The sequence below is a fragment of the Thorsellia anophelis DSM 18579 genome (assembly GCF_900111395.1).
Taxonomy (GTDB): domain Bacteria; phylum Pseudomonadota; class Gammaproteobacteria; order Enterobacterales; family Thorselliaceae; genus Thorsellia; species Thorsellia anophelis.
In genome coordinates this window covers 172,660-186,219 of sequence record NZ_FOHV01000002.1, presented here as the reverse complement: position 1 = coordinate 186,219, position 13,560 = coordinate 172,660, and the positions used below count along the sequence as shown (strand labels likewise).

Below are 13,560 nucleotides of genomic sequence, written 5' to 3'. Positions count from 1 at the left end.
TAACCCATCCCTTATTCATTCAAGCTAAATTAATGCAGTTTATATGAGCATAAAAAGTTAACAAAATAGACTTACAACCACTAAAAATTGCTAACAATGAGATAGTTTCATATATTTTTTACATCTGTATTTTAACTTACGCTATCTTTAATGCAATTAATAAGCAAACTTAATAGATGTGCTGATGTGCTATTGTTTAGCAATAATTCAGGCTGATACACGTTAAACATAAAGTATCAAAAACATCACTAAATTATATCATTGATACTTCTGTTAACATAGATGAAAACTGAAACACACAACACTAAAAATGCAAAGCTATTAAAAATACCCCAAATTAATTAGATTTTAAAATACAGTATTTAACTAAACTATATTTTTAGTCAATACCCAAAACTTTATCGGAATGATGATAATCATTACTCACTACAAATACACCATCTGCTCATTAGAAATATGTTTAAAAAAAGATAAAAAAACTTCCTCATTTCTGCTAGTCTATACAAGTAGAGTCTTACAAAACTTAGATATGGCTGTTATTTATCTTAAATATGCAAGACATTAAAATAAAAACGCGAAAGCAGCGCTGTATATGAGCATGGCATTAAAAATGCTAAAATATCCAGCCTATATTAGGCAACTATATAAAGTACACAATATGAAACAATACATTCCAGATACAAACGATACACAACAGAATGAGGAAAATGAAAATTCTAACCGCAATGTTCCGTCTTTAGCTGATTATGGTATCGATGATGCAATACTCGCACCTCCTCCCGAGCCTGATGAAATTATTTGGGTCAGTAAAAGTGAAATTAAACGTGACGCTGAAGATCTAAAAAAATTAGGCCTTGAGTTAGTTAATTTAAGTCCAACAGAATTAGCTTATATCCCTCTTGAGGAACAACTTAAAAATGCAATCATCCTTGCAACTAAAATAAAAAAAGAAGGTCGACGCAGACAGTTACAACTTATCGGAAAGATGCTTCGCCATATTGAGGTAGAACCGATTATCCAAGCGTTAGATAAATTAAAAAATCGTCACAACCAAAGCGTCGTATTACTTCATAAACTTGAGGCGATGAGAGATGCCTTATTAACTGGTAAGGAAGATGCGCTTGAACTAGTAATGAACCAGTATCCTGATGCTGATAGACAACATCTACGAGCGTTAGTCCGAAATGCACAAAAAGAACAAGCTGCCAATAAACCACCTAAATCATCTAGATTAATTTATCAATACTTAAAAGAATTAGTAAATTAAAGGCAGATAAATATAGCTAACTAATTCTAGTTAGCTTGGCAAAACAGGTTAATTTATATTTTAACCCAAACACGTTTAGATAACATTAGTCGTTTTTGCTACAATATACAGAATAAATCCTAGGTATGTTAATCCTAGGTATGTTAATAACTGAAATAAACGCGCTATAGAATCACTCACCTAAATCACACAAAGGTAAAAAAATGAAGATTACGCTTTCATCTCAAGTATCACAAAAAAAATTAATGATATCACCTTTAGGTGTGCTTATAACTCTATCACTTATGGGCATAAGTTCATCTCTAATCGCCAACCAAACACCTCCCACTCGAGGAAGTGTCATTTCTGAAATGATGCGTGATTATGAACGCCCTTTTCTGCTCTATCCATATGATACAAATTATTTATTATTTACACATACGTCTAATCTTAATTCATATTCTATTTCTGAGTATGAATGGGCTGATAATGCAGATAAGCAAGAAGCTAAATTTCAAGTAAGTTTAGGGTTTCCTATCTGGCGTGGTATAGTAAGCGAAAACTCATTATTAGGATTTTCTTATACACAAACCTCTTGGTGGCAATCTTTTAACATGTCTGAATCAGCTCCATTTAGAGAATCTAATTACGAGCCGCAGGTTTTTCTAGGTTGGGAAACAGATTATCAATTTGGTGATTGGGTACTAAGAGAGCTTGAATTAGGTTTTAATCATCAATCGAATGGTAAAGCTGAACCAACCTCACGAAGCTGGAATCGTCTTTATGCAAGAATGATGGCTCAAAATGGTAATTTTCAAGTAGACTTAAAACCTTGGTGGCGTGTACCAGAAAGTGATAGTAATGATGATAATCCGAATATTACTGACTACCTTGGCCACTATAGACTCAAAATAGCCTATAAGCTAGGTGAAAGCACTTTTAGTGCAAAAGGCGGTTATAACTGGAATAGTGGCTATGGTGGTGCTGAACTTGGCTGGAGCTATCCAATCACTAACCATGTTAGGTTTTATACCCAAGTCTATTCTGGTTATGGGGAATCATTAATTGATTATGATCACAAACAAACTCGTGTTGGTTTAGGATTCATGCTAAATGATGTTTTTTAAACAGATCAATAAATATAAATAATTGATATTGAAATATTTATAACATCATATTCATGAGTATATTATCAAAAAATTTGTTTTTTTATTTATTGACTAAAGCTAAGTAAAGGCTGCCACTATGAATTTATCAGATGTCATGAATTTAACCGAAAAAGATATGAAGGCGGTTAATGAAGAAATTTTGTCTCAACTCAACTCAAAAGTTTCATTAATCAATCAAGTAGGTTATTACCTAATTAGTAGTGGTGGAAAAAGATTAAGACCATTAATCACCCTGCTCAGCGCACATGCTCTTGGATACAAAGGACAAGATCATATTAAAATTGCTGCACTGATTGAATTCATCCACACAGCAACTCTTTTACATGATGATGTGGTTGATGAATCTCCAACTAGACGAGGTAAATCAACTGCAAATGCTGAGTTTGGAAATGCTGCTAGCGTCTTAGTTGGAGATTTTATTTACACTCGTTCATTTCAAATGATGACAGACATCGGATCAATGCCGCTTCTAAAACTTATGTCAGATGCTGTTAATGTAATTGCCGAAGGAGAGGTATTACAGCTGATTAATTGCAATAACCCTGATGTGTCTATGACGGATTATATGCAAGTTATTTACAGCAAAACTGCACGTTTATTTGAAGCAGCTACTCATTCAGCAGCTGTAATTACAAACCAGGACGATACACTAACTGAATGCTTAAAAGACTATGGAAAATATCTTGGCACAGCATTTCAGCTGATCGATGACCATCTTGATTATACTGCCGATAGTGAACAATTAGGTAAAGCATTAGGTGATGATTTAGCTGAAGGAAAAGTTACTCTGCCTTTACTCCATGCTATGGCTCACGCAGATGGTGAAGATAGGCATCTATTAAGGCAAATTGTAGAAACAGGCGACGGCAGGCAGCACATTGATAATGTACTTAAGATTATGAATAAATATGGTTCGTTAGATTACACGAAACAAAAAGCTGAAGAAGAATCGGATAAAGCAATTGCGTCGTTATCTCAACTTGATGACTCAATTTATAAAGATGCCTTAATTTTTTTAGCTAATCTTGCTGTTAACCGCACTTATTAACACAATCTACTTTAATTCATGACATACCAATTCATACTGATTTAGTTGAAATATTAGTATTAATTGGTATTTTTATCCTTAAAAAATTTAAATCTTTATTCTAAAATATCAATATTTCTATATGCTATTAATAGTAGTATTAATGTTCTAAAATATTCAAAAACTCAGCTACTTCATCATATACTTAAATTAATTTATGTCTCTATATCTAGAGTCATTTAACTTAATATTAACAAATTATTTATTCACTTAATTGCAATTTTTATTCAAGCCATTCAATTTAATTAATTTACATTCAAGAAATTTATTAACTCAATATATTTTTATTACCCTACTTTATTATTTTTAACTGCCATTTAAAAATATATTTAAATAATTCCATATCATGAATAAATACCTTAAGTTTTTTATCAATTTTCTTCAGTTTTTATATATAAACCTGTTAAAAGTACAGCTCACCCTTGTGGATAACCCAAATAGATACATTAATATCAAAATTTTAGAGATAAGGTTTAACTGTTAAATTTTTCAATAGACATTTGCCAAAAAATTCATAAAATGCATTTAGAGTTCTGCGTATTTCTCAATATATGGATTTGATTTGGAATAACCAATCCATTTTAATTAGCGCAGTCTTCTGTTTTTATTCAGCTTTACTGTAATTATCCCTTATTTTTAAAAATTTTCTTATCAAAAAATTTTAAATAACCAATTGGACTTACAAGTATTGCACCACCCCATAATTTAATGGATTAAATTTTTTACTTAAGGAGATGATGTTATGCATCAACAGCCATCGGATTGGCATCCAGCAGATATAATTGCCGCACTCAAAAAATCAGGAACAACGCTCGCTGCTCTATCACGAGATGCAGGACTAAGTTCCTCAACACTTTCAAATACACTCATAAGACCTTGGCCTAAAGGAGAATGGATAATAGCAGACAGATTAGGTATGCATCCATCACTGATTTGGCCAACGCGCTATTATGATACTTACGGCAACTTAATTGATAGAAAAAGTAAAATTAGAGGTTTGCAAGAAAGCGCATAATAACTTTAATTAGCGAGTCAGCCAAATTAAAGTGGCCATTCGTCCTGTTTTATTATCACGGCGATAAGAGTAAAAATATTCTGACTCACTCGCCGTACAACGATCTGCGCCATAAAAGTCGCTTAGCCCACATCTCATTAATCGATGTTTGGCTAAGCTATATAAATTAGCTAAATATTTAGGCTTATCTAGTGATTGATCATCATGATTTATACAGGGTTGAAATGCAAACGCACATTCACTATCTATATTTAAAAAAGCATCAAATACATCTTGCCCAACTTCAAAATATTTTGGCCCAATTGCAGGACCAAACCAAACAAGAATATCTTGAGGATTGGCATTAAAACAATTGATAGTATTTTCAAGTATGCCATTTACAAGTCCTCTCCAGCCAGCATGCGCAGCAGCAATTTCATTTCCTGCTTTATTAACAAATAAAACAGGTAAACAATCAGCGGTTAGAATAGCACAAACAGTATTAATCTCATTTGTGTAGACAGCATCAGCATCAACTGTACTGAGTTGACCGGATTTAATTGTAGCGACAGAGACACTATGAGTTTGATTTAACCAATTGGGCATATGAGGTAAATCTGCGATATGCATTAATTTCAGCCTATTAGCCTCCACACATCCCGCCTCATCTCCAACATGCGCGCCAAGGTTAAAGCTATCAAAAGGAGCATCACTAAGGCCTCCTAATCGTGTTGTCGTCAATCCACATACATTGCTAGGGGCATGCCAGTTTGGTGTTATATAGCTATTGTTCAATTACCCTTTCCTCATTTTGATTATAAAAACTAGTACATCCTATCGATATTTTCCTCTAAATCTACCTGCAAGGCTTTTAGTAAATTTTGAAAGTCGTCTGGTAACGGAGCACTCCATGCAAGCGGTTCCTGAGTAATTGGATGATTAAGTGCTAAATGAGCTGCATGCAATGCTTGTCTATTAAATGCCTGTAAGGTTGCAATCAAATTGTCACTAGAGTGCGCTGGTAAACGGCTCCTTCCACCATAAAGAGGATCACCAACTAATGGATGATTTAAATGCGCCATGTGTACCCTGATCTGATGTGTTCTGCCTGACTCCAGCCTTAATCTCAAATGGGTATGCGCTCTATACTGCTTAATTAAACGATATTGAGTTGCAGCGGGTTTGCCCATAGGATGAACTGCCATATGAGTTCTTTTTGTCGGGTGTCTCGCAATAGGCTGATCAATTCGTCCACCTGCAGTCATGTAGCCAATTGCAACAGCTTCATACTCACGTGTAATACGCCTTGCTTGAAGCGCCTCAACTAAATGAGTTTGAGCTGGAACCGTCTTAGCTACAACCATTAGCCCGGTTGTATCTTTATCTAAACGGTGCACTATACCTGCTCTAGCAACTTCGGCTATCGCTGGATAATACCCTAATAATCCATTAAGTAGCGTACCCTCACGTATTCCCGCCCCAGGATGGACAACTAAACCTGCAGGTTTATTAATCACTAATATATCTTCATCTTCATAATAAATATCAAGAGCCATAGACTCAGCATGCCAATTGACTTGCTCAATTAATTCGACAGTGAGCGTAACAGATTCATACCCAAATACTTTTTCCTTAGGAGTAGTAACAACCACGCCATTTAGAGTTGCCTTTCCTTCCACAATCCAATCCTTAATCCTTGAGCGTGAATAATCAGGAAAGATTTCAGCTAAAGCTTGATCCAATCTTTGACCAAGTTGATGGGTTTGAAGTGTTGCACTAAGTTTAGAAAATGTCATAAATCAACCGAAAAATAAAAAAGAAACGCAAACTTGCGTATGATAAAATGCAGCTAATCTAAATTGAAAATCTGCATCGAGCTATTAATAGATTATAACTTGATTTACACTGATTACCTCAAATTAAATGCTGCGTATAAGAAAGAAAGTGTAAAGTACTTGCTCATTGCGCGCATTTTTATTACATTCTCTTCGTAGAGTAAAATTGATAATGGAAATAAATGGAATATGGCTGGTTTAGAGTACTTTCAAGGATATTCACCTGAAATAAGATTGCAAGTACAAAACTTAATTGAAACCAAAAGGATTGGGATGGTTCTTAAAAATCGTTATAAAGGCGAGCCAATACATCAATTTAATAGCGATAAACTTCTTTTTGGATATGCAAATTCACTCAAGCAAAAATATTTTAAAAATGCCCCTGTTTTGAATAAAGTGCAGTATGATAATAAAATTCATGTAATGCATAACGCATTAGGCTTACACACTGCAGTAACCCGAGTGCAAGGTGGCAAAGCTAATGCTAAAATAGAAATTCGTATTGGTAATATATTCAAACGCGCACCTGAACCATTTTTAAAAATGATCGTTGTACACGAACTTGCACATATTAAAGAAAAAACTCATAACAAGGCCTTTTACCAGTTATGCACTTATATGGAACCAAACTATTTTCAATTAGAATTTGATGTAAGATTATTCTTAGTACAAATTGAGATAGAAGGCACTCCTTTTTTTGACAGTTAATCAGAGGATTAATTATGTTACGTTTAGCAATTATAGGTACTAATTGGATTACGCACAAATTTGTCGAAGCAGCTTTATCAACTGGGTTATACCAATTAAAAGCAATTTATTCTAGGAATAAAGATAGTGCTGAAACATTTGCGAGTAAATATCCTTCTGAAAACTCTCAACTCTTTTCAGATTTAGATAGCTTAGCATCATCCAATAGTTTTGATGCAGTTTACATTGCGAGTCCAAATTCATTACATGCCAAACAGGCGATGCTTTTTATGAATCACGGTAAGCATGTTATCGTCGAAAAACCTATGGCTTCAAATTATATTGAAGCAATCCAAATGTTTGAATGTGCTAAACGCAACCAAGTCATTTTATTCGAAGCCTTTAAAACTGCTTACACCCCTAATTTTTCAATCCTGAAAAGTGAATTACATTCTCTTGGCAAAATTCGCTTAGCCAATCTCAATTTCTGCCAGTATTCTTCACGCTATCCCCGATACCTAGCAGGTGAGCTTCCTAATACTTTTAATCCTGTTTTTTCAAATGGTTCTTTAATGGATATAGGCTTTTATTGCGTCGCTTTTGCAATTACCTTGTGGGGTAAGCCAAATCATGTTGTAGGCCAGGCAATAAAATTAGATACTGGAGTTGATGGATTAGGAACAGCGACACTTGCCTTTGATGATTTTTTAGTCAATATACAACACTCTAAAATAAGTAATTCTTACGTACCAAGTGAAATCCAAGGTGAATTAGGAAGTTTAGTCATTGAGCACTTATCAGAGTGTGAATCTATTACTAAAATTATGCGTAATACAAACAAAACTCAGCTTATTTCAAACCGTCACCCAGATAACACTATGATATTTGAAGCATCTTATTTTTCAGAACTAGTCGCAAATAAACACATAAATCATGATGATATCTTACGCTCACTAACAACAATCGAAGTTATCACTGCATTAAGAGAGCAAATAGGTGTAACTTATCAGGCAGATCAAAATTAGGTTATTAGCAGTGGTTCTATCTAATACTGAATTGTTAACCTCTTTTAAACCATATAGATTGATAAAAAAATAAACAATTAGCACATATTTAAGGTTTTAAATCAATTGTAAGTAAACTAAAACAAGTCTATTGTTTCGTTTTGTGAGATACTATTTTTATAATAAACATTATATCATCATGGATATCTATATTATTTATTTCTTTTAAATTGTATTTTTGCTGTTAGGAAAGTGAATGGAATTATTACAAAACTTATTTTTTGCACTTTGGACACATGATTTTGCTACCCTTCAGGATCCAAATGTTCTGTGGGCCTTATACTTAATCCTTTTTTTAATACTATTTCTAGAAAATGGTCTTCTACCTGCAGCTTTTTTACCTGGTGATAGTTTACTGATTTTAGTTGGTGTGTTAATTTCTAAAGATACGATGAATCTACCTTTCACTTTAATACTCCTAGTTGCAGGCGCGAGCCTAGGGAGTTGGGTTGGGTACCTGCAAGGATTATGGTTAGGTAATACAACAATTGTTAAATCTTGGTTGGGGCATTTACCTCAAAAATATCATCAAAGAACACATGATTTATTTTATAAACATGGGCTAATGGCACTATTAATTGGTCGTTTTATCGCATTTGTTCGTACCTTGATGCCTACACTTGCAGGAATTTCAGGGTTAGAGCCTAAAAGATTTCAAATTTTCAATTGGTTAAGTAGCATATTTTGGGTACTTTCATTAACCTTAGTAGGGTATGTGTTTGGTAACACAAAAATTTTTGAAAAATATGAAACCCAATTTATGCATATTTTGATGATACTACCAATCGTTTTATTGGTATTTGGATTAATCAGCTCAATTTATATGATCTGGTCAAAAAAACGCAATAATCCACCTAAAAAATAACGAATTTAAGGCTTAGATAATTTCTAAGCCTGCCTTCTAAATATTCACATCCTTACCTTTATTTGAGACATATCATGCCCCAAAATAATCCTAATTCGAATACTAATCAACTTGAAACAGAATTGAAATTTTCATTATTACCTGAATCAAAAAAATCTTTTTTAACCTTGATGGCAAGCTTAATACCAAGCCTACCTAAATCCTGTCAACTTAGTAATACTTATTATGAAACTGAGGATAATTTTCTGAGACGACATGATATGGGATTACGTGTTAGGGGATTTAATGACGAATATGAAATGACTTTGAAAACAGCTTCAGTTGGGATGCCTGGGATCGCTAAACGTCAAGAATACAATGTACATTTAGTCGATGGCAAATTAAACATTCACTTGCTACCCGATAATATCTGGCCAAATGGAACGGATTGTATTGAGTTACAAGCACTACTTAAACCTCAATTTACAACAAACTTTTTAAGAACCACTTGGTTAGTTGAACTATCTAGCACTACTTGTGTAGAAGTAGTGCTAGATGAAGGTGCTATCACATCTAATCAACTAAACGAACCTATTTGTGAAGTTGAAATTGAACTTAAATCTGGCAGCTTAAATGAGGTCTTAATATTTGCTCTTAATATTTTGAAAATAAATGGCTTACGAATAAGTGACTTATCAAAAGCTGCAAGAGGACATATGTTGCAACTACGATCACAAAGCAGTTTAGACGCCCAACAAATACTTAATGCACCTAAAGTAATAACATCAACTAATCAAAAGGATAAACTAGCAAATCTTCTTCAACAACTCTTATATCTAGAAGAATGTTTTTTACGCAATACGCTCGAAATCGAAAAATGCATTAGCGATTTGCTTCATTTAATAGATATGATTTCTGAAATATTACTTGTTTCCCCACCTGCGGCTGAATCTCACATTAAAGAATATTTATTTAAAAACTATCTTTATAGCTACCCATACAACTCATTAAAAATCAGAGCATTAAAATATATATCAACCCAATAACCTCTTTATCATCACATTTTTAATACAAAAAGTTTACACATGTGTTGCAATTCACAAGCACAGCCCCTAAAATGCTCGATATCAAACATTATGTTTATTTAAACACTCATTTTTAGGGAGCGACATGACTCAACATTTTGACCTAATTGTTATCGGTGGAGGTATTAATGGCGCAGGTATTGCCGCTGATGCAGCTGGTAGGGGCTTGAATGTTTTATTATTAGAAGCAAAAGATCTAGCATGTGCGACTTCTTCAGCTAGTTCAAAACTTATTCATGGCGGTCTTCGCTATTTAGAGCATTATGAATTCAAACTAGTCAGCCACGCTTTATCTGAAAGAGAAGTTTTACTTAAACTCGCTCCGCACCTAGCTTTTCCAATGCGTTTTCGATTACCACATGAACCCCATTTGAGGCCTGCTCTTATGATAAGAGCAGGATTATTTTTGTATGACAATTTAGGTAAGCGCGGTACCCTACCTAAAAGTAATAGCATCAAATTTGGTGAAAATAGCTATTTAAAATCGCACATCACAAAAGGTTTTGAATATTCTGACTGCTGGGTAGATGATGCGAGGTTAGTGGTGATCAACGCACAAGAGGTTATTAGAAAAGGTGGGCAAGTTAAAACACGAACAATGGTAACCGGGGCAAAGCGTGATAGTGATAAATGGGTTGTCAGTGCATATAATACACTAACAAATGAAACACTTACTTATACAGCAAGTGGTATTGTCAATGCAGCAGGTCCTTGGGTTAAAGAGTTCTTTGATAATGGATTAGAACTTAAATCACCTTATGGTATTCGGTTAATTCGTGGCAGCCATATTGTGGTTCCTAGAGTTCATGATGAGCCACAAGCCTATATTTTGCAAAATAAAGACAAACGTATTGTTTTTGTAATCCCATGGTTAGATGAATACTCAATGATAGGCACAACTGATGTAGAACATATAGGTGATCCTCTTAGTGCAAAAGCAAGTGATGCAGAAATAGAATATATGCTAAATGCCTATAATGATTATTTTAAAAAACAGCTATCAAAAGAAGATATTATATGGCATTTTTCTGGTGTACGTCCTCTATGTGATGATGAGTCGGATTCACCACAAGCAATCACACGTGACTATACTCTTTCATTGCAAGATGAAGGAGGAAAATTACCTCTACTCTCAGTATTTGGTGGTAAGTTAACGACTTACCGCAAACTTGCAGAGCAAGCAATAAATGATCTTACTCCTTTTTATACTGGTATTAAAAGTGCTTGGACGTCTAAGAATATTTTACCTGGCGGTAATTTTACAGGTTCAAGATATTCCTATGCGGCTGCCTTATGGCAAACATATCCTTGGTTAGGGAAAGATACTGCAAAACGCTACGCCTATACTTATGGTTCTAATAGTGAGATTATTTTGAAAGATAAATCTCAACTCAGTGATTTAGGTGAGCATTTTGGTGCCGATTTGTATGAGGCGGAATTAGAATATCTAATTAAACATGAATGGGTAACTGAATTAGATGATGCTATTTGGAGAAGAACTAAACTCGGGCTTAAGCTATCTTCTGAGGAGCAATCTAAACTAAACACTTGGATTATAGAAAATAGGTAAATTTTAATTAATACACCAGCAAGAGTGATTTGACTGGTGTATTAATGTATTACTGAGCTTTAAAAGTATGTAATCTATGCATTGCGTCATTTAGCCCTTTTGAAAGCAATATATCTGTTGCTCTAGCGGCTTCATCAAGACTTTGTTCAATCAACGTCAATTCACTTGATGGCGGTTTAGTTAAAACAAAACCACTTACTTTGTTTTTATCTCCTGGATGGCCAATACCTATTCTTAATCTTAAAAAATTAGGGTTGTTATTCATTTTACTGATAATGTCTTTAAGTCCATTATGACCACCATGGCCACCGCCTCGCTTAAATTTCGCAATACCTGGCAACACATCTAGCTCATCATGAGCCACCAATATTTCTTCAACATCGATTCGATAAAAATTAGCTATAGCAGATACTGCTTTTCCGCTTAGATTCATAAAAGTGGTCGGAATGAGAAATCTTATATCTTGGCCTGAAATAATCGCCCTTGATGTCATACCAAAAAACTTATTTTCATTTTGCCAACTTAATTGATACTGCCTTGTAAGCAAATCAAGATACCAAGCACCTGCATTATGCCGAGTATTTGCATACTCAGCACCAGGATTAGCTAGTCCTACAATTAGTTTTATTTTATCTGTCATATTTTACTCAATCTTTAACGCGTTCATAATTTTAAGGTCATTAATCTTTTTGAATGTTCTGAAATTGATAGAAGTGCCATACAAAATCATGTTTGGCAGATTGGGCAGTAGAATGTTGTTCTCTGAGCTTGCTTTAAAGATTCAATTAACTGACCGCAGGATTTACAAGGTTCATTATGCCGCCCATAAACAAAAAGCTGCTGTGCGAAATACCCAGGAGAACCATCTGATTGAGTGAAGTCTCTTAAAGTAGTGCCGCCTTGAGTAATCGACCGCGTTAATACTAATTTAACTATCCTAACTAAACAGCGTATTTCATCGGAAGTTAAAGAAACAACTAACCTTAAAGGGCTTATCTTTGCTTCAAATAAGGACTCACAAGCATAAATATTACCTACCCCAACAACAACTCTATTATCCATCAACCAAGGTTTGATAATAAGCATACTTGGTTTGCGCTTATTTTTTAAGTCTTCAATAACACTCATTAAATACGTTTCATTAAAGTCATCACTTAAAGGCTCTGGTCCTAAATGAGCTAATAATGGATGATCTGTTAAAGTAGGAGCAAATAACCAAGCACCAAATCGCCTAGGATCGGTATACCTCAAGATTTGCCCACTATCTAAAATCAAATCTAGATGATCATGTTTATTAATAGGTGAATCTTGAGGTAAGATTCTGACGCTACCTGACATGCCTAAATGCACGATCAACCAACCATAATCAAGTTTAATTAGAATATATTTCGCTCGTCTTGTGACATCTATGACTTTCACCTGATTAATTTCAATGATTTCTTTAGATACCATCCAACGTAATTTAGGTTGGCTTACTCTTGCCCCTAAGATAGTTGCACCTTTCAAATAAGGCGTAATTCCTCGGCAACTTGTTTCAACCTCTGGTAATTCAGGCATATTTTTATATTTGATTTATATAGTAAAAATTAACATTAATTAGATAACAGTGTGCAGATATACCCAATAATAATATAGCCCCACACGCAACAAACTAATGCACCTGCTAATAAGACTGCAGCCGACCCCATATCCTTAGCACGTCCCGATAATTCATGATGTTCAGGACCAATTCTGTCAACAACAGCTTCAATTGCGCTATTGAGTAACTCAACTATCATCATCAATAAAACAACGGCGACTAAAGCAAACTTTTCTATCACAGTAATATTCAAAACCACACCCAAAATAATTGCTATAACAAGTAACCAAACTTCTTCTTTAAAGGCACGCTCATTTTGATAAGCTGACTTAAGTCCTTGTTTAGAATAACCGAATGCTTTATAAATTCTTATTAAAGACTGTTTTATCATCTTAAATCC

At 34.3% G+C, this 13,560-nt stretch carries 14 protein-coding genes; 9 read left to right on the top strand and 5 right to left on the bottom strand.

Going from position 1 to position 13,560, the window contains the following annotated elements:
* Window positions 1–592: 592 nt before the first annotated feature.
* The 4 genes from yjgA (at window position 593) to BMW37_RS01980 (ending at window position 4,517) form a co-directional block, all read left to right on the top strand.
* The gene (gene yjgA / locus BMW37_RS01995) at window positions 593–1,267 is read left to right on the top strand and encodes a ribosome biogenesis factor YjgA (protein WP_245710994.1); all 675 of its coding nucleotides are present in this window, start codon (window positions 593–595) and stop codon (window positions 1,265–1,267) included.
* Between the two features lie 284 nt (window positions 1,268–1,551).
* Window positions 1,552–2,373 (top strand): phospholipase A, encoded by an 822-nt coding sequence (gene pldA, locus BMW37_RS01990; RefSeq protein WP_245710998.1) that lies wholly within the window; start codon window positions 1,552–1,554, stop codon window positions 2,371–2,373.
* Window positions 2,374–2,491: 118 nt separating this feature from the next.
* Window positions 2,492–3,463, top strand: a complete 972-nt coding sequence (ispB, locus tag BMW37_RS01985) for an octaprenyl diphosphate synthase (RefSeq protein WP_093317315.1) — start codon at window positions 2,492–2,494, stop codon at window positions 3,461–3,463.
* Window positions 3,464–4,244: 781 nt separating this feature from the next.
* Complete coding sequence (locus BMW37_RS01980; RefSeq protein ID WP_093317312.1) at window positions 4,245–4,517, top strand: helix-turn-helix domain-containing protein; 273 nt, start codon at window positions 4,245–4,247, stop codon at window positions 4,515–4,517.
* Between the two features lie 9 nt (window positions 4,518–4,526).
* Here BMW37_RS01980 and pgeF read toward each other — a convergent pair whose 3' ends face one another.
* Both pgeF and rluD read right to left on the bottom strand, forming a co-directional pair.
* The gene (gene pgeF, locus BMW37_RS01975; protein WP_093317310.1) at window positions 4,527–5,291 is read right to left on the bottom strand and encodes a peptidoglycan editing factor PgeF; all 765 of its coding nucleotides are present in this window, start codon (window positions 5,289–5,291) and stop codon (window positions 4,527–4,529) included.
* A gap of 29 nt (window positions 5,292–5,320) precedes the next feature.
* Entirely contained in the window at window positions 5,321–6,292 is a 972-nt protein-coding gene (gene rluD, locus BMW37_RS01970; protein WP_093317307.1) for a 23S rRNA pseudouridine(1911/1915/1917) synthase RluD, read from the bottom strand.
* A 228-nt stretch (window positions 6,293–6,520) separates the two neighbouring features.
* Here rluD and BMW37_RS01965 point away from each other — a divergent pair, with 228 nt between their 5' ends.
* The 5 genes from BMW37_RS01965 (at window position 6,521) to glpD (ending at window position 11,581) form a co-directional block, all read left to right on the top strand.
* On the top strand, window positions 6,521–7,039 hold the full coding sequence (locus BMW37_RS01965) for a M48 metallopeptidase family protein (protein ID WP_093317304.1): 519 nt from the start codon (window positions 6,521–6,523) through the stop codon (window positions 7,037–7,039).
* A 14-nt stretch (window positions 7,040–7,053) separates the two neighbouring features.
* Window positions 7,054–8,043, top strand: a complete 990-nt coding sequence (locus tag BMW37_RS01960) for a Gfo/Idh/MocA family protein (RefSeq protein ID WP_093317302.1) — start codon at window positions 7,054–7,056, stop codon at window positions 8,041–8,043.
* A 235-nt stretch (window positions 8,044–8,278) separates the two neighbouring features.
* Window positions 8,279–8,947 carry a DedA family protein gene (locus BMW37_RS01955; protein WP_093317299.1) on the top strand — a complete coding sequence of 223 codons (669 nt, stop codon included), beginning with the start codon at window positions 8,279–8,281 and terminating at the stop codon, window positions 8,945–8,947.
* Between the two features lie 74 nt (window positions 8,948–9,021).
* Window positions 9,022–9,972, top strand: coding sequence for a CYTH domain-containing protein (locus tag BMW37_RS01950; protein WP_093317296.1), 951 nt, complete (start codon window positions 9,022–9,024; stop codon window positions 9,970–9,972).
* A gap of 124 nt (window positions 9,973–10,096) precedes the next feature.
* Window positions 10,097–11,581, top strand: coding sequence for a glycerol-3-phosphate dehydrogenase (glpD, locus tag BMW37_RS01945; protein WP_093317293.1), 1,485 nt, complete (start codon window positions 10,097–10,099; stop codon window positions 11,579–11,581).
* Window positions 11,582–11,630: 49 nt separating this feature from the next.
* Here the strand turns inward: glpD and pth are convergent, their stop codons facing one another.
* From pth to BMW37_RS01930, 3 genes are all read right to left on the bottom strand, one after another.
* A complete protein-coding gene (pth, locus tag BMW37_RS01940) occupies window positions 11,631–12,221 on the bottom strand; it encodes an aminoacyl-tRNA hydrolase (RefSeq protein ID WP_093317291.1) in 591 nt (196 codons plus the stop codon).
* Window positions 12,222–12,307: 86 nt separating this feature from the next.
* Window positions 12,308–13,138 (bottom strand): bifunctional DNA-formamidopyrimidine glycosylase/DNA-(apurinic or apyrimidinic site) lyase, encoded by an 831-nt coding sequence (gene mutM / locus BMW37_RS01935; protein ID WP_093317288.1) that lies wholly within the window; start codon window positions 13,136–13,138, stop codon window positions 12,308–12,310.
* A gap of 35 nt (window positions 13,139–13,173) precedes the next feature.
* Window positions 13,174–13,551 carry a diacylglycerol kinase gene (locus BMW37_RS01930; protein WP_093317285.1) on the bottom strand — a complete coding sequence of 126 codons (378 nt, stop codon included), beginning with the start codon at window positions 13,549–13,551 and terminating at the stop codon, window positions 13,174–13,176.
* Window positions 13,552–13,560 lie beyond the last annotated feature (9 nt).